This window comes from Bacillus sp. AK25 (assembly GCF_048270685.1).
Classification (GTDB): Bacteria; Bacillota; Bacilli; order Bacillales; family Bacillaceae; genus Bacillus; species Bacillus altitudinis.
On sequence record NZ_JBLUWC010000001.1, the window covers coordinates 667,113 to 693,268 of the forward strand.

At 40.8% G+C, this 26,156-nt stretch carries 24 protein-coding genes; 15 read left to right on the plus strand and 9 right to left on the minus strand.

Going from position 1 to position 26,156, the window contains the following annotated elements; genetic code table 11:
• Window positions 1-42: 42 nt before the first annotated feature.
• Complete coding sequence (putP, locus tag ACNO7B_RS03370; RefSeq protein ID WP_035703561.1) at window positions 43-1,524, minus strand: sodium/proline symporter PutP; 1,482 nt, start codon at window positions 1,522-1,524, stop codon at window positions 43-45.
• A gap of 409 nt (window positions 1,525-1,933) precedes the next feature.
• On the opposite strand from putP, the gene gatC reads away from it, so the two are divergent.
• From gatC to gatB, 3 genes are read left to right on the plus strand one after another with little or no spacing between them, the layout of a single operon-like run.
• Window positions 1,934-2,224 (plus strand): Asp-tRNA(Asn)/Glu-tRNA(Gln) amidotransferase subunit GatC, encoded by a 291-nt coding sequence (gene gatC, locus ACNO7B_RS03375; RefSeq protein WP_003213898.1) that lies wholly within the window; start codon window positions 1,934-1,936, stop codon window positions 2,222-2,224.
• Between the two features lie 14 nt (window positions 2,225-2,238).
• Window positions 2,239-3,696: an Asp-tRNA(Asn)/Glu-tRNA(Gln) amidotransferase subunit GatA gene (gene gatA / locus ACNO7B_RS03380; RefSeq protein ID WP_007496857.1), complete on the plus strand. Its 1,458-nt coding sequence runs from the start codon at window positions 2,239-2,241 to the stop codon at window positions 3,694-3,696.
• Window positions 3,697-3,709: 13 nt separating this feature from the next.
• Entirely contained in the window at window positions 3,710-5,140 is a 1,431-nt protein-coding gene (gatB, locus tag ACNO7B_RS03385; protein ID WP_035703565.1) for an Asp-tRNA(Asn)/Glu-tRNA(Gln) amidotransferase subunit GatB, read from the plus strand.
• 383 nt (window positions 5,141-5,523) lie between these two features.
• Here the strand turns inward: gatB and ACNO7B_RS03390 are convergent, their stop codons facing one another.
• Entirely contained in the window at window positions 5,524-6,369 is an 846-nt protein-coding gene (locus tag ACNO7B_RS03390; protein ID WP_417901177.1) for a TetR/AcrR family transcriptional regulator, read from the minus strand.
• Window positions 6,370-6,500: 131 nt separating this feature from the next.
• Between ACNO7B_RS03390 and ACNO7B_RS03395 the strand changes: the two genes are divergently transcribed.
• The gene (locus ACNO7B_RS03395) at window positions 6,501-9,707 is read left to right on the plus strand and encodes an efflux RND transporter permease subunit (protein WP_411238414.1); all 3,207 of its coding nucleotides are present in this window, start codon (window positions 6,501-6,503) and stop codon (window positions 9,705-9,707) included.
• 30 nt (window positions 9,708-9,737) lie between these two features.
• Here ACNO7B_RS03395 and ACNO7B_RS03400 read toward each other — a convergent pair whose 3' ends face one another.
• Entirely contained in the window at window positions 9,738-10,691 is a 954-nt protein-coding gene (locus ACNO7B_RS03400; RefSeq protein ID WP_417901178.1) for a nucleoside hydrolase, read from the minus strand.
• 181 nt (window positions 10,692-10,872) lie between these two features.
• Here ACNO7B_RS03400 and ACNO7B_RS03405 point away from each other — a divergent pair, with 181 nt between their 5' ends.
• The 3 genes from ACNO7B_RS03405 (at window position 10,873) to ACNO7B_RS03415 (ending at window position 14,592) form a co-directional block, all read left to right on the plus strand.
• Window positions 10,873-11,781: a diacylglycerol kinase gene (locus ACNO7B_RS03405; protein WP_007496845.1), complete on the plus strand. Its 909-nt coding sequence runs from the start codon at window positions 10,873-10,875 to the stop codon at window positions 11,779-11,781.
• A 61-nt stretch (window positions 11,782-11,842) separates the two neighbouring features.
• Window positions 11,843-13,225 (plus strand): 23S rRNA (uracil(1939)-C(5))-methyltransferase RlmD, encoded by a 1,383-nt coding sequence (gene rlmD / locus ACNO7B_RS03410; protein ID WP_417901179.1) that lies wholly within the window; start codon window positions 11,843-11,845, stop codon window positions 13,223-13,225.
• Window positions 13,226-13,683: 458 nt separating this feature from the next.
• Window positions 13,684-14,592, plus strand: a complete 909-nt coding sequence (locus ACNO7B_RS03415) for a putative RNA methyltransferase (RefSeq protein WP_417901180.1) — start codon at window positions 13,684-13,686, stop codon at window positions 14,590-14,592.
• A 98-nt stretch (window positions 14,593-14,690) separates the two neighbouring features.
• Here the strand turns inward: ACNO7B_RS03415 and ACNO7B_RS03420 are convergent, their stop codons facing one another.
• Window positions 14,691-15,263, minus strand: a complete 573-nt coding sequence (locus ACNO7B_RS03420; protein WP_417901181.1) for a hypothetical protein — start codon at window positions 15,261-15,263, stop codon at window positions 14,691-14,693.
• A gap of 69 nt (window positions 15,264-15,332) precedes the next feature.
• Between ACNO7B_RS03420 and ACNO7B_RS03425 the strand changes: the two genes are divergently transcribed.
• From ACNO7B_RS03425 to ACNO7B_RS03435, 3 genes are all read left to right on the plus strand, one after another.
• Window positions 15,333-15,572 carry a hypothetical protein gene (locus ACNO7B_RS03425; protein WP_417901182.1) on the plus strand — a complete coding sequence of 80 codons (240 nt, stop codon included), beginning with the start codon at window positions 15,333-15,335 and terminating at the stop codon, window positions 15,570-15,572.
• Window positions 15,573-16,025: 453 nt separating this feature from the next.
• Window positions 16,026-17,000: a tRNA dihydrouridine synthase gene (locus ACNO7B_RS03430; protein WP_017366774.1), complete on the plus strand. Its 975-nt coding sequence runs from the start codon at window positions 16,026-16,028 to the stop codon at window positions 16,998-17,000.
• A 106-nt stretch (window positions 17,001-17,106) separates the two neighbouring features.
• The gene (locus ACNO7B_RS03435) at window positions 17,107-17,964 is read left to right on the plus strand and encodes an SMI1/KNR4 family protein (RefSeq protein ID WP_417901183.1); all 858 of its coding nucleotides are present in this window, start codon (window positions 17,107-17,109) and stop codon (window positions 17,962-17,964) included.
• Between the two features lie 89 nt (window positions 17,965-18,053).
• Here the strand turns inward: ACNO7B_RS03435 and ACNO7B_RS03440 are convergent, their stop codons facing one another.
• Window positions 18,054-18,425, minus strand: coding sequence for a hypothetical protein (locus tag ACNO7B_RS03440; protein WP_007496834.1), 372 nt, complete (start codon window positions 18,423-18,425; stop codon window positions 18,054-18,056).
• Window positions 18,426-18,605: 180 nt separating this feature from the next.
• Here ACNO7B_RS03440 and ACNO7B_RS03445 point away from each other — a divergent pair, with 180 nt between their 5' ends.
• Together ACNO7B_RS03445 and ACNO7B_RS03450 are read left to right on the plus strand one after the other, a co-directional pair.
• Complete coding sequence (locus tag ACNO7B_RS03445; protein WP_017366776.1) at window positions 18,606-19,043, plus strand: Rrf2 family transcriptional regulator; 438 nt, start codon at window positions 18,606-18,608, stop codon at window positions 19,041-19,043.
• Window positions 19,044-19,108: 65 nt separating this feature from the next.
• On the plus strand, window positions 19,109-20,023 hold the full coding sequence (locus tag ACNO7B_RS03450) for an NAD(P)/FAD-dependent oxidoreductase (protein WP_017366777.1): 915 nt from the start codon (window positions 19,109-19,111) through the stop codon (window positions 20,021-20,023).
• Window positions 20,024-20,033: 10 nt separating this feature from the next.
• On the opposite strand, the gene ACNO7B_RS03455 is transcribed toward ACNO7B_RS03450, so the two are convergent.
• Entirely contained in the window at window positions 20,034-20,234 is a 201-nt protein-coding gene (locus tag ACNO7B_RS03455) for a hypothetical protein (protein WP_217967459.1), read from the minus strand.
• A gap of 113 nt (window positions 20,235-20,347) precedes the next feature.
• Here ACNO7B_RS03455 and ACNO7B_RS03460 point away from each other — a divergent pair, with 113 nt between their 5' ends.
• Window positions 20,348-20,995, plus strand: a complete 648-nt coding sequence (locus ACNO7B_RS03460) for a DUF3885 domain-containing protein (protein WP_417901184.1) — start codon at window positions 20,348-20,350, stop codon at window positions 20,993-20,995.
• 33 nt (window positions 20,996-21,028) lie between these two features.
• Here ACNO7B_RS03460 and ACNO7B_RS03465 read toward each other — a convergent pair whose 3' ends face one another.
• Window positions 21,029-22,357 (minus strand): 6-phospho-beta-glucosidase, encoded by a 1,329-nt coding sequence (locus ACNO7B_RS03465; protein WP_181891127.1) that lies wholly within the window; start codon window positions 22,355-22,357, stop codon window positions 21,029-21,031.
• A 204-nt stretch (window positions 22,358-22,561) separates the two neighbouring features.
• Here ACNO7B_RS03465 and ACNO7B_RS03470 point away from each other — a divergent pair, with 204 nt between their 5' ends.
• Window positions 22,562-23,293 carry a MurR/RpiR family transcriptional regulator gene (locus ACNO7B_RS03470; protein WP_008344210.1) on the plus strand — a complete coding sequence of 244 codons (732 nt, stop codon included), beginning with the start codon at window positions 22,562-22,564 and terminating at the stop codon, window positions 23,291-23,293.
• 13 nt (window positions 23,294-23,306) lie between these two features.
• Here ACNO7B_RS03470 and ACNO7B_RS03475 read toward each other — a convergent pair whose 3' ends face one another.
• The gene (locus ACNO7B_RS03475) at window positions 23,307-24,509 is read right to left on the minus strand and encodes an MFS transporter (RefSeq protein WP_138825327.1); all 1,203 of its coding nucleotides are present in this window, start codon (window positions 24,507-24,509) and stop codon (window positions 23,307-23,309) included.
• A 146-nt stretch (window positions 24,510-24,655) separates the two neighbouring features.
• Between ACNO7B_RS03475 and ACNO7B_RS03480 the strand changes: the two genes are divergently transcribed.
• Window positions 24,656-25,135: an aminoacyl-tRNA deacylase gene (locus tag ACNO7B_RS03480; protein ID WP_417901185.1), complete on the plus strand. Its 480-nt coding sequence runs from the start codon at window positions 24,656-24,658 to the stop codon at window positions 25,133-25,135.
• Window positions 25,136-25,167: 32 nt separating this feature from the next.
• Here ACNO7B_RS03480 and ACNO7B_RS03485 read toward each other — a convergent pair whose 3' ends face one another.
• Complete coding sequence (locus ACNO7B_RS03485; RefSeq protein ID WP_035703596.1) at window positions 25,168-26,076, minus strand: LysR family transcriptional regulator; 909 nt, start codon at window positions 26,074-26,076, stop codon at window positions 25,168-25,170.
• Window positions 26,077-26,156 lie beyond the last annotated feature (80 nt).

A 26,156-nucleotide genomic window follows, 5' to 3' on the forward strand; every position in this document is an offset into this window, starting at 1 on the left:
AAGAGAGTCATCCGCATAATGCAGATGACTCCTCATGTCTAGTTATTTTGTTTCTTCTTCGAGATGGTCTTCCATTTTGCTAAATAGCTTTTTAGAAGCTTTAGACGGTTTATTTGTTAAGAGGCTGACAATAATAGCAGTCAAACCACTTAAAATAAATCCAGGAACCATTTCATACAATCCAGTCGTGTTGTTTAAGCCTGTTGAAATCCAAACGAGAACGACAACAGCCCCAACAACCATTCCAGCTAAAGCACCGTGATGATTCATTCGCTTCCAGTATAGACATAACAAGATGACTGGACCGAATGAAGATCCAAATCCAGCCCAAGCATATCCGACAAGGTCAAGAATCGTATCACTTGGGTTTAGCGAGAGACAAAGAGCAATAATGGCAACGACTAGTACAGACATACGTCCAATCATGACAAGCTCTTTGTCAGAGGCTTTTCTTCTAAAGAACGTACGGTATAAATCCTCTGTCATCGCACTTGCAGTAACAAGCAGCTGAGAAGAAATTGAACTCATAATCGCAGCTAAAATGGCAGAAAGTAAAAATCCAGTAATATATGGATGGAATAACACTTTAGAAAACACAATAAAGATGGTTTCTGGGTCTGCCAAAGTGGTGCTTGTTTCATGAACATACGCCACGCCGACTAAACCGACAGATAGTGAACCAATGACAGACACAATCATCCAGCTCATACCGATACGACGTGCTGGCTTTAAATCTTTTACAGTCGTAATCGCCATAAAGCGAACAATAATGTGCGGCTGTCCAAAGTAACCGAGTCCCCAAGCGAGGAAGGAAATAATGCCAATGACGCTCGTTCCTCTAAAAATATCAAGCAATTTAGGGTCAATCTGTTGAATATCATTGAATGTGGCAACAGGTCCACCTAATTGAGTAAAGGCAACGATCGGCACGAGCACTAATGCTAAAAACATAATAGCTCCTTGAACAAAATCAGTTAAACTAACTGCCAAAAAGCCGCCGAATAGTGTGTACAAAATCACGATACTAGAAGTTAAGATTAAACCAAACATATAATCAGCACCAAACGCTGATTCAAATAAGCGTCCGCCTGATACCATACCTGATGAGGTGTAAAGTGTAAAGAAAATCATAATGATGACAGCTGAGACAGCTTTCAATAAAGTAGATGAGTCTTTAAACCGTTTGTCAAAAAAGTCTGGAATGGTAATCGCATCATCAGCAACTTCTGTATACGATCTCAATCGTGGCGCAAGGAATAAATAGTTTAAGTAAGCCCCACTAATTAAACCAACAGCAAGCCATCCAGATGAAAGACCAGTTGTATACATAGCGCCTGGAAGCCCCATCAGCATCCATCCACTCATATCGGATGCACCAGCAGAGAGAGCCGTTACATAAGGACCTAATCCGCGTCCGCCTAACATATAGTCATTCAAGTCATTTGTTTTTCTAAATGCATACCAGCCAATAGCCAGCATCCCAATAAAATAAATAGATAAAGAAATTCCAATTTCAATACTCATGTTTCCATATCACCTTTTTCGTATTAATTTGACATCACCTCAATCAAAATATACAAAGAACAGCCTATTGATTGTCTGCTCACTGCTATGGTTACTTAACCTATCAGAGTATTCCCGAGTGATCAACCTTCTTAAACCTCCTAATGATTAAAGAAAATGCGTGTATCAGTGATAAGAATCTATATGGAAGCGCTTACAAAATTAATTCAAAGAAAAAATTTTCTGAAAAATGAAAGTTACCTTAATGAATATGTTGGACACTGGATGCATCACAATGACATATTAGTGGACAAAGCCTTTCTAGGCGTCCTCGTAAAGTTGCTTTAGAACAGTAAAATTTGATATGATAAAGTGTATATGACTTATGATCATGACCACGAACACGTATCATTTTTGGAGGTGAACCTGCATGTCAAGAATTTCAATAGAAGAAGTAAAGCATGTTGCGCATTTGGCACGGCTTGCAATTACAGAAGAAGAAGCTGAGATGTTTACAGAACAGCTTGATAGCATCATTTCATTTGCAGAGCAGTTAAACGAGGTAGATACGGAAAACGTTGAACCAACAACACACGTATTAAAAATGAAAAACGTCATGAGAGAAGATGTTCCGAATAAAGGTCTTTCCATTGAGGCAGTCATCAAAAACGCGCCTGATCATAAAGACGGCTATATTCGTGTGCCATCAATTTTGGACTAAAGGAGGCCTGAGGCATGTCACTGTTTGACCACAAAATTTCTGAATTAAAAGAGCTTTTACATAAAAAGGAACTGTCTGTTTCTGATTTAGTGGACGAGTCTTATAAACGAATCCATGAAGTAGACGGGAAAGTACAAGCATTCCTAGCGCTGGACGAAGAGAAAGCACGTGCGTACGCAAAGGAATTGGACGAGGCCGTTGGTGAAAAGGACGAGCTTGGTCTATTGTTCGGTATGCCGATCGGTGTCAAAGATAACATCGTGACGAAAGATTTACGTACAACGGCATCAAGTAAAATCTTGCAAAACTTCGATCCTATTTACGATGCAACCGTTGTGAACCGCTTAAGAGAAGCGGAAGCTGTCACAATCGGTAAATTAAACATGGACGAATTTGCGATGGGATCTTCTACGGAGAACTCTGGCTTCAAAGCAACGAAAAACCCGTGGAATTTAAACACAGTTCCAGGTGGATCAAGTGGTGGCTCAGCAGCATCAGTTGCAGCTGGAGAAGTACCATTCTCTCTAGGATCAGATACAGGCGGTTCCATTCGCCAGCCGGCATCATTCTGTGGTGTTGTTGGTCTTAAACCAACGTATGGCCGTGTATCTAGATACGGTTTAATCGCATTTGCTTCATCATTAGATCAAATTGGGCCAATTACGCGTAATGTTGAGGACAATGCATATGTTCTTCAAGCGATTTCTGGTGTTGATCAAATGGACGCAACGAGTGCAAATGTCGATGTCCCAGATTTTCTTTCTTCATTAACTGGCGACATCAAAGGCTTGAAAATCGCTGTGCCAAAAGAATATCTTGGCGAAGGTGTTGGCGAAGAAGCAAAAGAGTCTGTTCTTCAAGCGTTGAAAGTATTAGAAGGACTTGGTGCCACATGGGAAGAAGTGTCTCTTCCGCATTCTAAATATGCGCTTGCGACTTACTACTTGCTTTCATCTTCAGAAGCATCTGCAAACCTTGCTCGTTTTGACGGTATTCGATATGGCTACCGTACAGACAATGCAGACAACCTGATTGATTTATATAAAAATACCCGTTCTGAAGGCTTTGGAGACGAAGTCAAACGCCGCATCATGCTTGGCACATTCGCTCTAAGCTCAGGGTATTACGATGCATACTATAAAAAGGCACAAAAAGTCCGTACGCTGATCAAAAAAGACTTTGAAGATGTTTTCGAAAAGTATGATGTCATTGTAGGACCAACAACACCAACTCCGGCATTTAACATTGGTGAAAAGACAAGCGATCCACTCACGATGTATGCAAACGACATTTTAACGATCCCTGTTAACCTTGCAGGCGTCCCAGGAATCAGTGTGCCTTGTGGATTTGCAAATGGTCTTCCGTTAGGACTGCAAATCATCGGTAAACACTTTGATGAAGGAACCGTTTACCGCGTGGCTCACGCTTTCGAACAAGCAACAGATCATCATAAAGCAAAACCTGAACTGTAAGGGGTGAATCAGAATGAACTTTGAAACGGTAATTGGACTTGAAGTCCACGTAGAGCTCAAAACACAATCAAAAATTTTCTCAAGCTCACCGACGCCTTTTGGTGCGGCTGCCAATACGCAAACAAGTGTCATCGATCTTGGTTATCCTGGCGTACTGCCTGTGCTGAACAAAGAAGCGGTGAACTTTGCGATGAAAGCAGCAATGGCACTGAACTGTGAGATTGCAACTGATACAAAATTTGACCGTAAAAACTATTTCTATCCTGATAACCCAAAGGCGTATCAAATTTCTCAATTTGATAAACCGATCGGTGAAAACGGCTGGATTGAAATTGAAGTAGACGGCAAAACAAAACGAATTGGTATTACACGTCTTCATTTGGAAGAGGATGCAGGAAAACTGACGCACACAGGCGACGGTTATTCACTCGTCGATTTCAACCGTCAAGGTACACCACTTGTTGAAATCGTATCTGAACCTGACATTCGTACGCCAGAAGAAGCGTATGCTTACTTAGAAAAATTAAAATCCATTATTCAATATACAGGCGTTTCTGACTGTAAGATGGAAGAAGGCTCACTACGTTGTGATGCCAACATTTCTCTTCGTCCGATCGGCCGTGAAGAGTTTGGAACGAAAACAGAGCTCAAGAACTTAAACTCATTCGCTTTCGTCCAAAAAGGTCTTGAGTTCGAAGAAAAACGTCAAGAGCAAGTATTGCTTTCTGGCGGCTTGATCGAACAAGAAACTCGCCGCTATGACGAAGCGTCTAAAAAGACGATCCTCATGCGTGTCAAAGAAGGTTCTGATGATTACCGCTACTTCCCGGAACCAGATTTGGTGGAGCTATACATTGATGACGAGTGGAAAGAACGCGTAAGAGCATCCATTCCAGAGCTTCCAGACGAGCGCCGCAAACGCTACATTGATGAACTTGGACTTCCTGCATATGACGCAATGGTACTGACGCTGACAAAAGAAATGTCTGATTTCTTTGAAGCGACCATTTCAGAAGGTGCTGAAGCGAAGCAAGCATCAAACTGGCTCATGGGTGAAGTATCTGCGTACTTAAACTCGGCTCAAAAAGAGCTGGAAGATACGAAGCTAACGCCGCAAGGACTGGCTGGTATGATCAAACTTATCGAAAAAGGAACGATTTCATCTAAGATTGCCAAAAAGGTATTCAAAGAACTTATCGAAAATGGGGGCGACGCAGAAAAAATCGTCAAAGAAAAAGGACTTGTCCAAATTTCTGACGAAGGTGCACTGCTCAAACTTGTCACAGAAGCTCTTGATAACAACCCGCAATCCATTGAAGACTTCAAAAATGGAAAAGACCGCGCAATTGGTTTCTTAGTCGGACAAATCATGAAAGCATCGAAGGGACAAGCAAACCCACCGATGGTCAACAAGATTCTTCTCGAAGAAATCAAAAAACGCTAAATCGCAAAAACCGCCTCATGGAAGAGGCGGTTTTTAAATTGTCGACAAAGGGCTGAAATGAACTTTATTTTAGCCCTTTGTCTTCTTTTCAGCGTGATAGAAAACCTTTGAAGTCTAGGAAGGCCGAGTACTGGCGGGAGCGAATTTGACATTCGTGAGCACCAGCACGCAGGACTGACACCGAATGCGAGGGTCTGTCTACACGCTGAAACCGCCTCAAGGAAGAGGCGGTTTTTTTGTTGATGGACATGACAGGGTCTTATCACAGATTCAGACCACCGCCGTATATCAATTCATTGGTTCTTTTTTTATAATGAAGCATAAGCTTTAGCACATATTCGAAGGGGATAAAGGTGAACTAAAGTGAACATCGCCACGTATTGTCATTGGAGGAATAGCTTCAATTGTTCCACAGCTCTTTGGACAGCGGAGTCTTCACACGTTTCTAAATTTGTCAGCATCCCTTGAATGACCGGCTTGCGAGGCTCATCTTTGGCCAATTCTTCTTCAATAACTTCAATGGATACAAGGGTATCATCCGAAAGCAGATGCTCAGATATTAACAATCGAAGCTCTTCTTGAAGAGTAGCGGCATTTGGCGCTTCATCATCCCAAATGTTTTGCTTCAGAATCGGCTTCGCATGAGAACGAAGAAGCCCATGAACCAAATCATCAAATCGATCGAGAATAAAGGATGAGAGCTCATCACATGATAATTGCATCTGATCTTGCAAAAGCAGTACCTGCACATAAGATTGGATGATTCCTTGAATCATGACTGACAGGTCAGTTATGTATGGTTCGATCTCTTGTCCATACGTGGTCAAAATAGAAATTTGGATTTCATCATTCATCTGCTTTTTAACCGTTTTGGAATACTTTTTAATTTGCTGGTTTTCCGGAATAATGTTCTCGCTGAGGATCAAAATGATAAAATCCTTGTTCTCAGTAAAGTGCTGGAACTGTTCAGCGATTTGTTTCTGAAAGATATCTCTAGGCGCAAGATGTTGATTTTCTTTTCGAATCTTTTCAATACTTTGCATAGACGTGTCGATATAATATTCAAACGCTCTGTTGAAAAGCTGTTCTTTTGATTTGAAATGCAAATAAAATGCACCTTTAGAAATTCCGCATTCATCTGCAATTTCCTGAATGGTCGTAGAAGAAAAACCTTTTTTCGCAAACAACTGAATGCTTGCTTTAATGATTTTTTCTTTTTTTTCGTTCATGAAATAAGGCCCCTTCAGCTTTAGAATGTTACGTCAAACGCAAGTGAAATGGTTGACGGCATTGTATATCACCGTTTATTATGATATAGAATGACCAGTCAGTCAATACATAAAGGAAAATGGAGGACATAATGAATTCGATCATCAATTTTGTATTAAAGAACAAGTTCGCTGTATGGCTCATGACGATTATCGTAACAGTTGCTGGTCTATATGCCGGATTGAATATGAAACAAGAATCAATCCCGAATATCAACACTCCAGTCATTACGGTTTCTACAACGTATCCTGGCGCAACGCCGGACGAAGTATCAGATAAGGTGACAGACCCAATTGAGAAGTCGATACAAAATCTCAATGGGGTGAATGTGGTCACTTCTAATTCTTTTGAAAATGCCTCATCGATTCAAATCGAGTACGATTACAATAAAGATATGGATGAAGCAAAGAAGGAAATTGAAGATGCTATTAGCAATATCGATTTTCCAGAAAATGCAGAAAAACCAAAAATCACACGTTTTAGCATCAATGCGATTCCAATCTTAGCTCTAAGTGTCTCCGGTGATAAAGAATCATTACAAGACCTGACACAAAAAGTGGAAAATGATCTTATTCCTTCTCTTCAAAGCTTAGAGGGTGTCTCGTCTGTCGAAGCTTCTGGACAACAAATCAAAGAAGTAGAATTTTCTTTCAAACAAAAGAAATTGAAGGAATATGGTTTAGATGAAGAAACTGTCCAAAACATGATCAAAGGTTCTGATGTCAATGTACCTTTAGGGTTATACACATTTGGCAACAAGCAAAAATCAGTCGTAGTGGATGGCAATATTTTAAGTGTTAAAGATTTGAAAAACATGCGAATTCCTGTCACACCAAGTGCAAGCGCAGGAGCTGGTGCATCTTCTAGCGGCTCAGGAAATGCAGGTGCCCAAGGTACCGAGCAGGAGGCTGGAAGTGCAAGTCAGCAGCAAGCAGCAGCAGCTCAGCAACAAACTGGTGCAGCAAGCGGTCAATCTGTAGAACTGCCGACGATCAAACTTTCTGAGATTGCAGATATTAAAGTCGTGAAAGATGCAGAATCGATTTCTAGAACGAACGGAAAAGACAGTATCGGTCTGCAAATTGTCAAAGGCTCTGATGCCAACACAGTGAGTGTAGCAGAAGCAGTCACAAAAGAACTTGATACATTCAAGAAAGACAATAAAGGAATCAAAGTCAGCACGACATATGATCAAGCAGAGCCGATTAAAGAATCTGTCAGCACAATGCTGAACAAGGCGATCATCGGAGCAATCTTTGCGATCATTATCATCATGTTGTTCCTTCGAGATATCAAATCAACATTAATTTCGGTCATCTCCATTCCGTTATCCCTGTTGATTGCTGTTTTATTATTAAATCAGCTGGATATCACATTAAATATCATGACACTTGGTGCCATGACAGTCGCCATTGGGCGTGTTGTCGATGACTCGATTGTTGTCATAGAAAACATCTATCGACGAATGGCGTTAAAAGATGAACCGTTAAAAGGAAAAGCACTCGTTAGAGAAGCCACAAAAGAAATGTTTATTCCGATTATGTCTTCGACGATTGTCACAATTGCGGTATTCTTGCCATTAGCGCTAGTGGGTGGAATGATTGGTGAACTATTCATCCCATTTGCATTAACCATTGTGTTTGCTCTAATGGCTTCACTACTTGTCGCCATTACAATCGTTCCAATGATGGCTCACAGCCTATTTAAAAAGAACCTGTATGGCAAAGCGAAAAAGGTGAAAGAACACAAACCAAGCAAACTTGCTGGTGGTTATAGACGTGTACTCAATTGGACATTGAACCATAAATGGATCACGTCAGGAATTGCGATTCTGATGCTGGTCGGAAGCTTATTCCTCGCACCACTTGTCGGTGTCAGCTTCTTACCACAGGAAGCAGAAAAAACGGCAATGGTGACATACACGCCAGAGCCTGGACAAACAAGAGAACAAGCCATTGCTGAAACGAAAAAGGCAGAAGATTACTTAATGAAACGTGATCATGTCAATACGGTTCAATATTCATTAGGCTCTTCAAATGCAATGACAGCAAGTGTTGGCGGAAACTCTAACGGTGCATTATTCTTCGTACAATACGACGAGGACACACCGAACTTTGATAAAGAAAAAGATCGTATGGTTAAAGCCCTTCAAGACAAAACGTCTAAAGGGGAATGGAAATCACAAGACTTCTCATCTGCTGGCGCAAGCAACACAGTGACGTACTATGTGTACGGTGACAAAGCAAGTGATATTGAAGGCACAGTCAAAGATGTCGAGAACATTTTAAAAGATGAAAAGAACTTGAAAAACGTCAGCACAAGCTTATCTGAGAAATATGACGAATATACGTTTAATGCAGATCAAGAAAAACTGGCGAAACTAGGCTTAACCGCTTCACAAATCGCACAGGCGATCGCTCCTCAAAGTAATGAAACAACGTTGACGAAAGTAACAGAGGACGGCAAAGAACTAGATGTGAAGCTTCAAACGGAAAAAGATGAATACAAGAGTAAAAAAGATCTAGAGAATAAAAAGATCACAACACCAACAGGACAACAAGTCCGAATTGGCGATGTGGTGAAAGTGAAAGATGGCACAACAGCAAACACTGTGACAAAGCGTGATGGGAAGATTTACGCTGAAGTATCTGGTGACATGACAACAGACGACGTATCAAGTGTGACACAAGATGTCCAGAAGAAAGTTGACAAGCTTGATTTAAAATCTGGCGTTACGATTGATACAGGCGGTGTAAGTGCGGATATTGAGGAATCCTTTACACAGCTAGGACTCGCAATGCTTGCAGCGATTGCGATTGTATACCTCGTTCTCGTCATTACATTTGGCGGAGGTCTTGCACCATTTGCGATTCTGTTCTCACTTCCATTTACGGTTATTGGTGCACTCGTTGGATTGTTTGTAGCGAAAGAAACCATCAGTTTAAATGCCATGATTGGATTGCTGATGCTAATCGGAATCGTTGTAACAAATGCCATTGTCTTGATTGACCGAGTGATTCATAAAGAAAAAGAAGGTCTTTCAACAAGAGAAGCTTTACTTGAAGCAGGTACAACAAGATTACGCCCAATCTTAATGACGGCACTTGCGACAATTGGTGCATTGCTGCCACTCGCATTAGGTTTTGAAGGCGGAAGTCAGATCGTATCAAAAGGACTTGGCGTCACCGTTATTGGCGGTTTAACAAGTTCTACACTTCTCACATTGGTCATCGTGCCAATCGTGTATGAAATCTTAAGCAAGTTTAGACGTAAGAAAAAGTACGCTGAAGAAGAGTAAGAGGAAGCCCCGCTCATTAGCGGGGCTTTTTTATGATGAAATCTGACAAACCGCTTTTCTCATAAGCTCTTCAAAGGCCTCGAAAAAGGCATCCCGATCGACATGGTCAATCACTTGAATTGATTTTCCATCTGGATGCTCTTCTGTCCGTCCTTGCTTTGGCGTCTCGGTATAAACGATCGCATTCATTTCTTTTGAACGGGTAAATGAGGCGGATGCAAGAGTGATCGTTGTCAGCACATCCCATAAGTAGTAAGTCGAGTTCGTTTCGTGATGAATGAGAGGCGGACAAAAGGCATAACATTGTCCGATAAAGTCAATCCCGATGTGAGAGCGAAGGGAAGCCCAGCGTTGACGGACATCGAGTGTGAGCGGGACTTGATTCGTGCTTTCCAGTGCGACCATTTCAATTGGAAAACGCTCTTGAAATACGGTGCTCACAGCATAAGGGTCCCAAAAAGCATTCCATTCTGCTGTTCCATCATGCTCTGGTTCTTCGACATTGCCTTTTTCAAGGAATGTGCCGCCCATCCACACCAGTTTCTCAATTTTATTTGAGATGGAAGGATCTTCTTCTAACGCGCGTGCAAGGTCTGTGAGCGGTCCTGTAAAGAGCAGCGTAACAGGTTCGATTGACTTTTTCACCGTTTCAATCAGATGAAGATGTGCAGGAAGCTTAGATACTTTTGTATCAACAGCGCCTTTTTCATTTAAAATCGGCAAAGCATCTACATAAAAAGCATGCATACGCCATTCCTTTGGAAATGGATTCACACCTCTAGAATTGGAAGCGGCTACTTCAATCTCATATGGGCTAAATCGATCAATAATTTTCTGAGAAGCGCTCAGCGCAGGCTCTAAATAACAATCAGCAGGAACCACAGACGTCCCGATCACTTTCAGGTGTTCCATTTGAAGAAGCAGAAATAAGGACACGAGATCATCAACACCGCCGTCATGGTTGAAATAGACAGGCTTTTTCATGGCATACCATCCTTTTCATCGTTTTCTTTTATCTTATCAGAATGGTGATCTGCTGAGGGAAACGTACCGTGAGATTTCAAATATTAGGGGGTTGTTCTGTTGCCATTTTCAAATCTCATAGTATAATTAAAGGTTGTTAGTGGTGAAAATAGATTGCATAATGATAATAGGATGATGATGAATGAAACGTGCTCGAATTATATACAATCCGACATCTGGACGTGAACTCTTTAAGAAGAATTTACCGCAGGTTTTGCAAAAATTTGAACAGGCTGGCTATGAAACATCTTGTCATGCGACGACATGTGCAGGAGATGCAACACAAGCAGCCGAAAAAGCCGCACAGAGAGACTTTGATTTAATTGTAGCAGCTGGTGGAGACGGCACGATTAATGAAGTCGTCAACGGATTAGCGCCGCTTGAAAAAAGACCAAAATTAGGAATCATTCCAGTTGGAACGACCAATGACTTCGCAAGAGCACTTGGCATTCCAAGAGAAGATATTTTAAAAGCGACAGATGCCATCATTGATGGTGTAGCAAAGCCGCTTGATATTGGTAAAGTGAATGGACAGTATTTCATTAATATTGCGGGAGGCGGCCGATTAACAGAGCTGACCTATGAAGTGCCTAGTAAGCTGAAAACCATGCTAGGACAACTTGCGTATTATTTGAAAGGCATGGAGATGCTTCCTTCCATTCGCCCGACAGAAGTCGAAATTGAATATGACGGCAAATTGTTTCATGGAGAAATCATGCTGTTTCTTGTTTCACTAACAAACTCAGTAGGCGGCTTTGAAAAGCTCGCACCAGATTCCATTCTAGATGATGGGATGTTTGACCTGATCATTCTAAAGAAGGTCAATCTAGCAGAAGCCATTCGAGTGGTCAGCCTTGCACTCAGAGGCGAGCATATTCATGATAACAATGTCATCTACGCAAAAGCGAATCGCGTGAAGGTAGATGTAAAAGATAAAATGCAATTGAATTTAGATGGTGAGTACGGCGGCATGCTGCCAGGTGAATTTGAAAACCTGTATCGCCATATTGAATTTATTGTGCCAAAAGCAACAGCTGAAAAAATAGGGTGAAGACTGAACTTGGTTCCTTATGGCGACCAAGTTTTTCTTTGCAAATGAGGTGATAAAATTGGTGAAAATGAAACCGCCTGTTCAAAAAAATGAATACTACAATGTAACCTTCGAAGATTTAACGCACGAAGGTGCAGGTGTAGCGAAAGTTGAGGGTTTCCCTGTGTTTGTACCGAATGCCCTTCCTGACGAACAAGGGAAAATCAAAGTCACACGTGTCAAAAAAGGATTTGCTTTTGGACGACTCATGGAGCTGACAAAGGAAAGTCAGCACAGGCAAGATGCGCCATGTCCTATCTATAAGCAGTGCGGCGGCTGTCAAATCCAGCACATGAGCTATGAAGGCCAGCTGCTTTTTAAACAGAAACAAGTAAAGGACGTATTGGAGCGGATCGGCAAGCTTGATATGAGCCGTGTAAAAGTTCATCCTGTACTCGGCATGGAAGACCCTTGGAATTACAGAAACAAAGCACAAGTACCAGTTGGCGAACGGGAAGGCGGACTTGTTGCAGGATTTTATCAGCAGCGTACCCATGAAATCATTGATATGGAAAAATGCTTAATCCAGCAATCAGAAAACGACGAAGTGGTACAGGCAGTAAAAGACATCTGCAATGCGTTTGGCATCAAAGCATATAACGAAGAGCGGCATAAAGGCTGGCTGCGTCATGTGATGGTTCGCTACGGCATGGCAACAGGTGAAATGATGGTTGTGTTTGTCACAAGAACGGCTGATTTTCCGCAAAAGCAACAGGTGATTGAGCAGATTATAGCACGCTTCCCACACGTTCGGTCAATTGTGCAAAACGTGAATTCAAAGAAGACAAATGTCATTTTCGGAGACGAAACGACCGTTTTATGGGGAGAAGAATACATTTATGACACGATTGGCGACATCAAATTTGCTATTTCAGCCCGCTCGTTTTATCAAGTGAATCCAACTCAAACAAAGGTGCTTTACGACAAAGCCCTTGAATATGCCGAGCTGCAAGGAGAAGAAACCGTGATCGATGCGTATTGCGGAATCGGTACGATTTCCTTATTTCTCGCACAAAAAGCAGGCAGAGTCTATGGCGTAGAAATTGTGCCAGAAGCAATTGAAGATGCAAAACGCAACGCTGCCTTAAACGGAATCAATAATGTTGAATTTGCAGTCGGTGAAGCAGAAACGGTCATCCCAAACTGGTACAAAGAAGGCATCAAAGCAGACACCCTCGTCGTCGATCCGCCAAGAAAAGGCTGTGACGAAGCACTGCTTGATACGATTTTAAAGATGAAACCAAACCGTGTTGTGTATGTGTCCTGTAATCCAGGGACGCTAGCTCGTGATTTGCGTATTCTTGAAGATGGTGGGTATGTGACGGAGGAAGTGCAGCCAGTGGATATGTTTCCGCATACGAGTCATGTGGAGTGCTGTGCATTGTTAGTTAGAAGTAAAGAATAAGCAGAAGGGTCCGAGAGTCTGTAAAAGATTCTAGGACTCCCATCTGATTTAATATAAATGTTATCAATTAGTCTGTGAAGGAATCCGTTTTAGAGATTTTGGATGTAAAAATAAACAGCATCGGTGTTGAAGGTATGATCGCCTAAAAATTTAACTTAGGAACTAACCTTACCTTGCGGTTGACGGTGGTCGTGTTTGCCTTGAAAGTTCGGTAGTTGAAAGCATTGCGATGTATACAAATCTGTTCATCATGATTTATACTAATAGATGGGACGGTATCGTTCTTCTTTAATCATTTTTATTAGGAGATGTTTTTCTTGATCATCAAATTCATTCGTTTACGTTAATGGAAGGTACAGTCTATGTATACTCACGTCAATTTTAAAAAACTATGACCTGGGTTTATTTAACTGTGCCTTTTTCATTTACTAAATACGAATGAATGAGGTGTTTTTATTTTGTCTAAAAACAATCGGAAAATGACAAACGCACGTCTTCTCTCTGAGTATGAAGACATTTTTAGATGTCCAATATGTTCAAATCCAATTGAGGTAGTAAATTTAAGGAGTTTAATTTGTTACAATCATCATTGTTTTGATATATCTAAGCAAGGATATGTTAACTTATTGTCCCATCCTCCTAAAACAAAATACGATAAAAAACTGTTTAAGTCTCGAAAGATGTTTAGTCAAAGCGGCTTTTTTGATCCGTTGATTGCTCAGGTTTGTGAGAATATGTTAGAAGATTTGAAACCAACGAGTGATACCATAAAAATATTAGATGCTGGATGCGGTGAAGGTTCACATTTGTCCAAGATACAGCAAAGGATAATTGAACAATCGCAATGTAACTTGTTGGGAATAGGTGTTGATATCTCGAAAGAGGGAATCAATGTTGCTTCAATGAGTCCTTCTAAAACAATCTGGTGCGTAGCCGATCTCGCAAAGTGTCCATTAAATGATAAACAATTCAATTTCTTATTGAATATATTATCTCCATCTAACTATTCTGAGTTCCATAGAATACTTGCAGATGATGGAATGGTTATAAAAGTTATACCTGAAAGTAAGTACCTACAAGAATTAAGAGGGATATTTTACAATCAAACAGATAGAACTGAATATTCAAATGAAAATACATTAGAGCTTTTCAATCGTAATTTTGATCTTGTTGACATCCAGCGTGTTCAGTACGTTGTAACAATGGAAAGTAAATACATTAAACAATTGGTCCATATGACCCCCTTGTCTTGGGGAGCATCGGAAGAGCTTATACAACAAGTTCTGAGCAAAAATAAATTGGAAATCACTTTTGACTTTTCAGTCTTGCTTGGGAAGAAAATGAAGGCTCATAGATCAATTAATTAAAAATTTATGATTAAAGAAGCTTATAAGGCATATAGGGTTCAAAGACTAAAAACAGCTTGATGTTCGAAATATCTATTATTAAAGAACCCCCTTCTCCATTAATGGATAGGGGGTTCTTCTTCTATGTTCTGATTCTTTTGATCAAGCGCAGAGGATATGATATCAAGTCCAATGTATAAAAAACTAACAAAGAAAGATAAAATCAATTCACCATTCCCCCATATAGAAACTTCAATTATCTTTAAATTGAGTACATATTTAATCGTGAAGTAAATAAGGGCCCACGAAGCAAAAAATTCTAAAATATAGGTTATCCATTTTGGGACCTTCAACAAAAAAGTGATTCCTTTCCCTATAAATAAAACTATAAATGACCAAAAAACTACGATTATGCTAACTAACAACGAAAAGGTAAATAAAGAAAAAAATGAATCATAAGTTATGTATTCGCCGAAAAGAAAATTCACTCCCAATGATACTAGGTAAAGCATGAAAGCTGGAAGAGCAATAGCGAAACTTAAAGAAAAAAGTAATAGTAAAATAAAAAGAATGGCAGCAATAGCGCCAGGAGGTTTATCTACAACATTTTTCTTCCTTAAAAAAGTATAAATTATGATAGATACTAAAAGGAGTATTAAAAAAGTCAGTGAAATCACATAAGAAAAAGACATGCACACCCTCCACAAAAAAGTGCTATTAGAAACTAATAGCACTTTTTTTATATTTAGATAAGAGCAATAATGAACTTTGCCAATGTTTTAGCAACATCTTTAGGCGCACCAATTTTAGTAAAAGCTTTTGTGAATTGTTTTTCAGTCCATTTTTCACCTTTATCCATTATCTTTGCGACTTTAGCAGAATGCTTTCTGACCCAAGCAGCCGCCTTTGGACTTAAGGGTTTCAATGCTCTTGATAGTAACCACCCACCAGAACGACAAGCAGCTCTGAATGCTTTATATGTCCATGAAACAGCTCCTTGAGTAGAAACTTCCCCGTTTACAGCTGTTTGAGTTGATAGTGCATCTTTTATATAATAAAATCACTCCTTTTTATAAAATACATAAAATTGTAACAAAAACCATATTAAGGATAAATGGTAATTTTGTTCTATATTTTTGTGGTGTGATATATTCGTGTAGCTATTAAATAATAATTGATTTTTATGGAAAGATTGCGGTTTGTTTTCAGCGTGGAGAAACTTCTTTCTTCTCAAGTTGGTATCTTGATAAATGATTACTTGCTGTCCATCGCGTGACATTTTTCCTGGTTGGAACCGCATTTACGTCTCTTCAAATTTTTGATATTTTATTAAGTACGATAGCATTTATTAATGTTCATTTTATGGTCCTTTTGCGTATAATGTATATAAATGATATTTTACAGAAGGACATGCCCTTAAAGGGCGCTATGTCATGAGAGGAATTGGATGAAAGATGAGTAAAAATTTCTGGCGTGATTTACCACGGCCATTCTTTATATTAGCACCAATGGAAGAAGTGACAGATGTTGTGTTTCGTCATGTTGTGAGTGAGGCGGCGAGACCGGATGTGTTTTTTACAGAGTTTACGAACAGTGAGAGCTACTGCCACCCTGATGGCATTCAAAGTGTGAAAGGCCGTTTAACATTTACAGAGGATGAGCAGCCGATTGTTGCTCATATATGGGGAGACAAGCCTGAGAACTTTAGACAAATGAGTATTGGAATGGCGGAGTTAGGATTTCAGGGGCTTGATATTAATATGGGTTGTCCTGTCCCAAATGTCACGCAAAACGGGAAGGGTAGTGGATTGATTCTTCGTCCAGACGTTGCGGCAGAGCTGATTCAAGCGGCAAAAGCAGGGGGATTACCTGTTAGTGTGAAAACAAGACTAGGGTTTACAGAGGTCGATGAATGGCGTGGCTGGCTCAGACACATTTTGGAGCAAGACATTGTGAATTTATCGATTCACCTTCGCACAAGAAAGGAAATGAGTCAGGTGGATGCGCATTGGGAGCTCATTCCTGAGATTAAGAAATTGCGTGATGAAGTAGCACCTGATACGCTTTTGACGATCAATGGTGATATTCCTGACCGTCAAACTGGCTTAAAGCTTGCTGAACAGTATGGAGTGGACGGAGTGATGATTGGACGTGGGATTTTTCATAACCCATTTGCCTTCGAAAAAGAGCCGAAAGAGCATACGAGTGACGAACTGTTAGGTCTTTTAAGATTGCATCTTGATCTTCATGATCAATATTCCTCATTAGGCTTGCGTCCATTCAAGGCACTGCATCGTTTCTTTAAGATTTATGTAAAAGGATTCAGAGGAGCGAGCTTCCTAAGAAACCAATTAATGAACACATCATCAACAGATGAAGTGCGTGCAATGCTAGATGAATTTGAAGCGAGAAATCAAGAACAATCATGATCAACAAGAGGAGGGAGAACCCTTCTCTTTTTTTATGAATAGGACTATTAAACTAGGTTTCTTAAATGGTAAAATGAGATAGAAATAACAATTGGAGGTATTTTATTTGAAACCATTTTGGGACACAGACAGAGAAAGTGAAGAGACATTTAAGAAAATCAATGAAAAAGGCATTGCAAAAGCGGAAAAGAAACTAGGCATCATCTTGCCTGATACATATAAGAAACTGATTCTCGAACAAAATGGCGGTTATACCCTGCATAATGCTTTTCCAACGGACCAGCCGAATGGATGGGCAGAAGGTCATGTGTCATTTGATCATTTAAGAGGAATTGCCAAAGGCGAAGGTATTATGGATAGTGATTATTTAATAGAAGAATGGGAATTGCCTGAGAGGCTTGTGCTGATTTGTGGGGATGGTCATACATGGATCGCATTGGATTATAGAGAAACAAAGGAACATCCGCCGGTTCATTACTTTGATCTAGAATATGAAACAGATTTCAAATTAGCGGATTCGTTTGATGAATTGATTGCGGGGCATTATACCGCAGAGGATAGCGAAGAAGATGGGATGTCAGATGAAGAGTGGCAGGCTGAATATGAAAAGCAGAATCCGCCATTATCAAAAGAAGAAGTGAAAGACATATTGAAGACTCGAGACCCTGAGGCACTTCATAAAATTGTATTTTTTCATTTAGACCAAATTGATGATATCAAGTGGTTTTTTTCAGAAGTAGAAACTTTTATGAATTCCATTCAAGACGAAAATATGTTAGTAACTGCTGGCTGGGCGCTCAGCACAATCCTTACACTGAATGATGTGGTGGTTAAGCAGAATGACGATATTTTTCAAAGGGCACGTCGTTTTGCGGAGCAATTGAATCAATCAAAAATAGAAGAAATGCATGAAATCGCTTTTAATATATCATTATGGTTGGAATTTGATTTAGAAGAGCAATAAGAATATCTATTTCATGTGAAAAATATCTGAAATAGAAATCTTTTAAATTATTAAATAGACCCCCTCACCAAAAGGGGGTCACCATATCCTTACTCCGCACTCTCCTCAACATCACGGCTATCTTCTGTTTCACCAATATAAATAGGACCGTTTGCATGGTCGATTCGGATTGGCCATTCGTATGGGACTTGCAGGCGTCGTGCGATGGCTCTCCAAAACTTTGCAGAATCAAATTCTAGTTCTTGAAAGTCTTTAAGCAATTCTTTATAAGAAGATCCATCAAATTGAATGTACGAGTCTTGCAGACGCATAAAGGCGTAATGTCTCACTTCTAATGCTGCCGCAGCTTCCATTTCTTCTTCTGTTGCTTCGCCAATGATTGTTCCTGCGGGTGGAAGCATGTCGTATACGTTAAATTCCTCTTCTTCTTCGTGTGCTGCATTGTGCTGTTGATCTGACATTTTTTTCACTCCTTCTAGTCTTCATCAAGCTTTATTCGTGCTTACTTCTATTATCGGAAGGAAATGCGAAATGTGGAATGAAAAAAGAAGCAGATCCACAATACTTGCTTTTTCTTCTTGAATCTTTTATGATCAATTACAGATATAAAAGGTCTACAATAGATAGAAAGGAATGTTTCTATGAAATATTCTAAAGCGACCAACTATGCGCTTCATACGATGGTATTTTTAACCCTTGCACCAAAGGGGAAAGCAATAGGCGTTGAGCCTCTCGCCAAGATGCAAGATCTTTCACCTACCTATTTATCTAAAATTTTAACAAAGCTTGTGAAGGCGGGGTTGATTGAATCAACACCTGGCGCAAAAGGTGGTTACACCATTCTGAAAAAGAAAGAGGACATTTCGTTTTTAGACGTCATTCAGGCGGTAGAAGGACAAACCCATTTATTTCGTTGTTCTTTAGAACATGATTCTTTCATGCCTCACGATGGCTGTTTGATTGAACAAGTCATGCAGGATGTTGAAATGAAAATGCAGGAGACGTTAAGTCAAAAGCGGTTAGTTGATATTGCAAGCCAAATAGAGCAGACAGAAAAAAATCCATTTTTCAAGATGTGATTTTTTTTGAGTAAATTATAGATATTAGGAGTCTTTAAAGTCCTTAATAAAAAGGAGAGATTGACATGTTATTAGATTGTGCCATTATCGGAGGCGGACCAGCCGGATTAAATGCAGCACTTGTTGTGGGGCGGGGTAGAAAACAGGTCATAATATTCGATGACGAGATGCCAAGAAATCGAGTGACTCAGGAATCACATGGATTTATTACAAACGATGGAATGACACCGTTTGAGATCAGACAAGCAGGAGAAGCGGATCTCCAAAACTACCCCAATATCCAAATCAAACGAAGCACAATTGTGGAGATACAAAATCATGAGGACAACTTCGCGTTACTGACACAAGAAGGAGAAAGATTCGAAGCGAAAAAAATCATTTTGGCAACTGGACTTCAGGATATATTGCCAAAGATCAACGGGATTCATGATGTGTATGGAAAGACGTTGTTTAGCTGTCCTTTCTGCGATGGCTGGGAGCTGAAGGACAAGCCACTTGCCCTGATTGCAGAGAACCAGCGTGCTTTGCATATGGCGAAACTTCTTTCCAATTGGACAAAGGATTTGATTGTGTTTACAAATGGACAGCAAGTGTTAGCTGAAGAGGAGAAAGCACTGTTATCAGCACATTCTATTCAAGTTATTGATGTGCCAATTGTAGCGATCCATCATGACAATGGTCAGCTACGCTCTCTTCAGCTTGCAAATGGAGAGATAGTGATAAGAGAAGGCGGATTTGTCGCAAGTGATTTCAAGCAGTCAACCCCTTTTGCTGAAAAACTAGGCTGTCAAATGACGAAAAATGGGGGCATTGAAGCAGATATTCTTGGGCGTACAACCGTCAGCGGTATTTTTGCATGTGGTGATAATTTAGGCGGGCCTGCTCAGCTTGTTCTTGCAGCAGCAGCCGGAAGTCAGGCAGGAATGGGCGTGATTCATGAACTTGTGCAGGAAGAGTTTCAACAAAAAACATCTCTGTAAAAAGAGATGTTCAGCGATGAGCGATTTTCCGTTTTGCTAAGACGTGAGCAGTCCATTCAAAAAGTGCGTAGATGACAAAGAAGATTAGGATCCAGCTACTGACATCGACCCATACATTGTTGATATGAATGATGTTCGCCTGATCAAGTCCAGTCTGTATCCACATCGTGATCAATGCGGTGAGGAACACCTGTAAAAACCATTTTTTCAATTGGTCACACCTCCATCTCTTTCTATCATATAAGAAATGACAGTTTATTTCCAATTGAATTTCCATTAGTTTCAACGGTAAAATAAGAAATAAAACCAATGGAAGGACATGAGATGAGCGATCAAACCAATCGTTTTTTAAAAAGTCATTTTCCTGAACTTGTCCTCACACCGCCTCTTTTTTATAAGTGGCCTTTTGGTCTTCGCTTTGAAGTGGCAGATTGGTCATTAGGAGAAGAATCGGTTGTATTAGAAAAAGCAGGCGATCGGGCTTTAAAAATTGTCAGATATGCTTTTGATCCAGAAGACGATATTCTACTTGTCACGGATGTCTATACGCAGCATGAACATGAATTAACGAAGCAAAAGCTCCTTGTTTATCAAAAATATGCCGACCGGCAAGTGCGTCACCGATTACGTCACGAGCGTTTGACTTATGTACAATCAAAACTAGATGAAACAATGGAAATAGAGAGATTTACACTCAAGTGTCAGCTGCAAGATATTCGATTGCGCCCGCTTCTACAAGCCATATGCCAAGAGGATTTCTACAAACCGAATCAACTCATGAAAGGAAAGCTTGGTTATGACATTTATCTCATCAATCTCTCAAAACAGATGATTTTCCACTTATATGATGATCGAGGCTGTGATCTTATTGCGGCAGATCCAGAACATCTGCATCCAGTTTATGAAGGTTTACAGCACTGGCTCTTAGACTATGACCGTGCTCAGATGGATCAGTTGTTTGCCGGGAAATAAGAAAACCGCACTTTTGACAAGTGCGGCTTCTTTTTATGCTTCTACTTTATTGAAAAACTGTGGCAGATATTCTTTATGTGCTTCTAGCATTTCATCTAGGATGCTTTTTGCAATGGCATCTGATGGGACGAGCGGATTGATGGTCATGGCGACAAGTGCTGTGTTGTAGTCGCCTGTCACGGCTGCTTCAGCGGCTACACGTTCAAAGGATTTAATTTGAGAAATAAGTCCTTTGACAGCGACCGGCATTTCACCAACAGCGATTGGTTTTGGGCCGTCTTTTGTGATGACACAGTTCAGTTCAACGGCAGAATCATTTGGAATGTCACTGATGGCACCATTGTTGATGGTGTTTACAGGCTGAATGTCATGTTTGTCGTTGTAAATGGATGCGATCAAGTTACATGCTGCATCACTGTAGTAAGCACCGCCGCGTTTTTCAAGCTGTGGCGGCTTAATATCAAGATCAGGATCTTTGTAAAGCTCGAACAGGTCATTTTCTAGTGCACGGACGACTTCTGCACGAGTTCCCTCATTCGCTGCTGCTTTTTTCTCTTCAGCCAACATATCACTTGTTTTGTAATAGTAGCGGTGGTACGGACAAGGAATCACACCAAGCCCTTTTAAGAAATCTGCATCCCACGGAATCGCTTGAATGTTGTTCATGGACATGGTGGAGTTTGGATCTGCCATGTCTTCGATCACTTGATCCATGATGCTTTTGCCATCTAAGAACACGTTCAGTCCAAAGACCATATGGTTTAATCCAGCAAAGCTGACTTCGACTCTGCTTGCATCGACATCAAGTCCTTTGGCGATGCCCATGCGAATACCGATTGGTACGTTACATAAGCCAACGACTTTGCGATGGTTTGAATAGCGAAGTACGGCTTCTGTGACCATACCAGCTGGGTTGGTGAAATTCACAAGCCAAGCATCTGGGCATAATTCTTCAATATCTTTCACAATATCAAGAATGACAGGGATGGTGCGCAGCCCCTTGAATAGACCGCCTGGACCGTTTGTTTCTTGACCAATGACATCATATTTTAAAGGAATGCGTTCATCCTTCATACGTGCTTCCAGTAATCCGACGCGGAATTGTGTTGTGACGAAATCAGCGTCTACCAGTGCTTTCCGGCGATCTAAAGTTAAATGAACCTCGATTGGAAGTCCCGCTTTTTTCACCATGCGTTTTGCAAGATTTCCGACGATCTCAAGTTTTTCTTTACCTGCTTCGATATCGACGAGCCAAAGTTCGCTAATTGGAAATTCATCGTACCGTTTAATAAATCCTTCGACTAGCTCCGGTGTATAGCTTGATCCTCCGCCGATTGTGACAACCTTTAATCCTTTTGCCATGTTCTGCACCTCCGAATAATGTAACGCACAATGTTATAATAGAGTGAATCAATCTTTTATCATTTGTTTGTACATCTATAGCTTATCGTGAGAGTACCTTGTGCGTAAACGGTTTCAGCGTCTTTAGGCAAGGGTGCCCTATTTAGAGATTTGTTACATAAAAGAAACGTGTTGTGTCATGTTGTTGGAGAAAGGGGAAGTCAGATGTTTTCAAGTGAGGTCATTTCCAGCTTTAATGAACTAGAAAGCGCTTTATACCGATACATTATGGAAAACAGTGAAAAAGTCGTCTATATGAGAATTCGTGATTTGGCAGATGCCGCACATATATCGACCTCATCTGTCCTTCGCTTTTGTCGAAAAGTGAATTGTGAAGGCTTTTCAGAATTTAAGGTGAAGCTCAAAATGTATTTAGAAGCAGAACAAACACCTTCTTTGAAAAGCACGCAGCATTTCTTGTATGAATTTATCGAACGGACACTTAAAGGAGATTTTGAGGGGAAGATCAAAGAGGCAGCAAAGCTGATTGCGGGTGCAAAGAATGTGCTGTTTATTGGGACGGGCAGTTCTGGTATTTTGGCGCAGTATGGGGCAAGGTACTTTTCAAGTCTTGAGAAATTTTCATTCTACATCAATGATCCGTTTTTCCCGATGAATATGCAGTATTTAGACAATAGTGTCACCATTGTGCTGTCGGTATCAGGAGAGAACAGTATTACGATTGATCATATTTCGAAACTTAAAAGAGAAGGCAGCACGATCATTAGTATTACAAACAATCAGCACTGTACAATTTCTCGTATTTCTGACTTAAATATTGCTTATTACGTCACAGATGAACGAGTCCATAGAGCCAACATCACTACACAGACACCCGTTGTGTATATCCTAGAAGCAATGGCGCGTGACATGTTTGCGATGTTAAAAGAAAAGTAAAAGAGCCGCTGCCTTAAACAGCTGCTCTTTTTTTCTGCATCATGAAAGTGGTGATGGCAATCCCGGAACAGATGAGAACAAACAGTCCGCCTAACAAATACACAAATCTCGCTCCGAATGTATCCGCAATTAATCCAACAAAGAAAATAGATAAACTGACAGACATAGAAGAGAGAACGTATTGAGCCGAATATACCTTTGATAACTCATGGACTGGCGTTTCCGTTTGAAGAATGGTTTGCTGAGAGACATCCCGAATTTGATAGGCAGGCCCCATTAAAATACAGAGCAGCAATGCAAGCCATGGCAGGCTGTTTAGCGAAAATAGGATCGTCAGCACTGCATAAATAAAAGAGCCCGCTGCCATAAAGAGGAGAAGTTGTTTTTGAATAAACTGACTTAGCCATGCAGCCATGAGTCCGCCTATAATGGCACCTATATAATATGCGGCATTGATATATCCCCACCATTCCGCACCTTCATTTAAAACAAGTGTGACAAAGGCAAGCGTAACTGGTCCGACCCACAAAGCACCTGCAATATTTTCACTAACATCCATGAAAGTCAGGATGCGAACCGTTTTGTTTGTCCAAATGATCTTCCAGCCATCTTTGAACCCGTTCATCTTATTTTCTTTTTGAACCGTGTCTTCTTGCTTGAGTAGAGAAAAAACAGGGATGATCAATAGATAGGACAACACAATCATGAAACAAGAGGCCCACATTAAATAAGATGGACCAATCAACAGGACGAGCATTCCAGTAAACGAATAGCCGGCGATTTGAACAGATTGATAAAAAACGGAGGCTGTACTGTTCGCTTTCACAAGCTGATTTTCTGGCACAATCATCGGCATGATGGCTTGCAATAAAGGACTAATGAACCCGCCTGTGATGGAAATCAAAACGAACGCACTAAACAGCCAGATCAGGTGCTGCTGAAAGAAATCAAATTGGGTCGTGAAAACGACGAGCATTCCAATACGTAAAAGAGGGACCCATTTCAATAGACGCTTGGCTTGAAAGAGTTCTGTCAAAACAGGAGAGAGGAGCCCAGCCAATAGCTGACATAGTGTTCTTATGAGCGGAAATACAGCCGCATAGGCGACAGATTGTGTATCTTGATAAATAACCAATGTGACTGTCATCAAAAATAGAATATCACTTAGCATGAGAAGGCTTTTACTGCCTGTATAACACCAAAACTTATTTCCCATATCCAACCGACTCCTTTTCAAAAACAAGTTCAGTATAGCATGTTGGCGAAGTGTGCAGAGGTTTTCCATTGAAAAATACATCTTAAGGATGAGAGGATTGTGATAAGCTAAATGAAAGAACATCATAAGGAAAGGGGTTCAATTCATTGAAAAAATTACCAGCACATGACTTTTTGGACAAGCATGGCATCCCGTATGACATCAAAACATTTTCTGCCGACACAGAGAAGGGCGCAGCGAATGTAGCGGCAGCTCTTGGTTTTAGAGAAAGACAAATGATCAAAACATTGATCTTTGAAACAGGGGAAGGGGAGCAGCTGCTTGTGATGGTTGGTGCTGACCAGCACATCAAATCAGGGAAACTAAAGAAAGCCGCTGGCTCTCGTAATATCAAAATGGCTTCACCTGACACGGTGCTTGAAGTGACGGGCTATCGGATTGGCTCGATTCCGCCATTTTGCTGGCAGCCTGAAGGGTTCCGCACGATTATCGAAGCATCGCTATTAGAAGAAGAGATATTAGGCGTTGGAGCAGGAGAATGGGGAAATGAAATCCTCATCACACCAGAACAATTAGTGATAGCCTCAAAAGCGGTCCCATTTGATCTTGTTCAGCCAACCGAATAGAAAAAGTGCCTGTTGCTGAAGCAGGCACTTTTTTAATTGGAGGCAGGTGGTGTAAAGGGTCCGATGTCTTTCATTTGCAGAAAAGCATTCACCGTCCTATTTTCCTCAAGGTCATTCGCCCGTTTGCAGACCACAACAGGTCTGATAATGTCTATTCCTTCGATATACACGCGCCCAAGTTCTCCGCGTTCTAAGCTTCGCTGAACGGCGTCACGAGGAACAAGGGTAATGCCATAGCCAGCTTTGATCATTTGAATGGCTTCGTGGACACCACTGAATTGCAAATCAACGGTCGGTTTTTTAATTCCTTTAGCGGTAAAAAGGGAAAAAAGCTTGTCTCTCGTTGAACTGCCTTCTTCTCGCATTAAAAAAGGTTCATGGCTTAGGCGTTCTAGGGGGACGGTTTGTCCATTTAACGGGTGATCCATAGGCACGATAAAGTCATAACTTAAATCAGTTAAGTGAGAGGTGTGAAGATCTTCGTGGTGCAGATCCTCTATTACGGCGATCGCCACATCTGATTGATATTGAAGCAGGCTTTCGATCACTTGAGCGGAGTTTCCACTTTTTAATTCAATGTCTGTCTGTGGCGATGATGTTTTAAAAGAGGCAAGCCAATCAGGCAGCAAAAAGTTAAGTGGTACGTAGGTAGAAGCAATTCTGAGTCTTCCTTTTTTTCCGTTTTGCAGAAGGGTAATCTGATATTCTACTTCTTTTTCCGCCTCGAATACTTGCCGGGCATATGGATACAGGATCTTTCCCATCTCAGTCAGTGTAATCCCCCGGCCGTTTCGTTTGAAAAGACGAAAGCCGATCTCTCGTTCAATGCTTCGTAATTGTGCCGTCACAGCCGGCTGCGTCAAAGACAGCACGTCTGCCGTTTGTGTGACACTTTTTGTTTCGGCTACCTTTGCAAAAATACGGAGGGCATGTAAATTCATTTTTGCACCGCCTATCAATTATTTTGATGATTCAATCAAAAACATTCATTAGATTTATTATAAGGTATCCCTTATCGTAA

Excerpts from the sequence above, each read along its gene's own strand:
- putP (WP_035703561.1), bottom strand. The coding sequence starts at position 1,524 with ATGAGTATTGAAATTGGAATTTCTTTATCTATTTATTTTATTGGGATG.
- gatC (WP_003213898.1), top strand. The coding sequence starts at position 1,934 with ATGTCAAGAATTTCAATAGAAGAAGTAAAGCATGTTGCGCATTTGGCA.
- gatA (WP_007496857.1), top strand. The coding sequence starts at position 2,239 with ATGTCACTGTTTGACCACAAAATTTCTGAATTAAAAGAGCTTTTACAT.
- gatB (WP_035703565.1), top strand. The coding sequence starts at position 3,710 with ATGAACTTTGAAACGGTAATTGGACTTGAAGTCCACGTAGAGCTCAAA.
- ACNO7B_RS03390 (WP_417901177.1), bottom strand. The coding sequence starts at position 6,369 with ATGAACGAAAAAAAAGAAAAAATCATTAAAGCAAGCATTCAGTTGTTT.
- ACNO7B_RS03395 (WP_411238414.1), top strand. The coding sequence starts at position 6,501 with ATGAATTCGATCATCAATTTTGTATTAAAGAACAAGTTCGCTGTATGG.
- ACNO7B_RS03400 (WP_417901178.1), bottom strand. The coding sequence starts at position 10,691 with ATGAAAAAGCCTGTCTATTTCAACCATGACGGCGGTGTTGATGATCTC.
- ACNO7B_RS03405 (WP_007496845.1), top strand. The coding sequence starts at position 10,873 with ATGAAACGTGCTCGAATTATATACAATCCGACATCTGGACGTGAACTC.
- ACNO7B_RS03420 (WP_417901181.1), bottom strand. The coding sequence starts at position 15,263 with ATGTCTTTTTCTTATGTGATTTCACTGACTTTTTTAATACTCCTTTTA.
- ACNO7B_RS03425 (WP_417901182.1), top strand. The coding sequence starts at position 15,333 with ATGAACTTTGCCAATGTTTTAGCAACATCTTTAGGCGCACCAATTTTA.
- ACNO7B_RS03430 (WP_017366774.1), top strand. The coding sequence starts at position 16,026 with ATGAGTAAAAATTTCTGGCGTGATTTACCACGGCCATTCTTTATATTA.
- ACNO7B_RS03440 (WP_007496834.1), bottom strand. The coding sequence starts at position 18,425 with ATGTCAGATCAACAGCACAATGCAGCACACGAAGAAGAAGAGGAATTT.
- ACNO7B_RS03445 (WP_017366776.1), top strand. The coding sequence starts at position 18,606 with ATGAAATATTCTAAAGCGACCAACTATGCGCTTCATACGATGGTATTT.
- ACNO7B_RS03450 (WP_017366777.1), top strand. The coding sequence starts at position 19,109 with ATGTTATTAGATTGTGCCATTATCGGAGGCGGACCAGCCGGATTAAAT.
- ACNO7B_RS03460 (WP_417901184.1), top strand. The coding sequence starts at position 20,348 with ATGAGCGATCAAACCAATCGTTTTTTAAAAAGTCATTTTCCTGAACTT.
- ACNO7B_RS03465 (WP_181891127.1), bottom strand. The coding sequence starts at position 22,357 with ATGGCAAAAGGATTAAAGGTTGTCACAATCGGCGGAGGATCAAGCTAT.
- ACNO7B_RS03470 (WP_008344210.1), top strand. The coding sequence starts at position 22,562 with ATGTTTTCAAGTGAGGTCATTTCCAGCTTTAATGAACTAGAAAGCGCT.
- ACNO7B_RS03475 (WP_138825327.1), bottom strand. The coding sequence starts at position 24,509 with ATGGGAAATAAGTTTTGGTGTTATACAGGCAGTAAAAGCCTTCTCATG.
- ACNO7B_RS03485 (WP_035703596.1), bottom strand. The coding sequence starts at position 26,076 with ATGAATTTACATGCCCTCCGTATTTTTGCAAAGGTAGCCGAAACAAAA.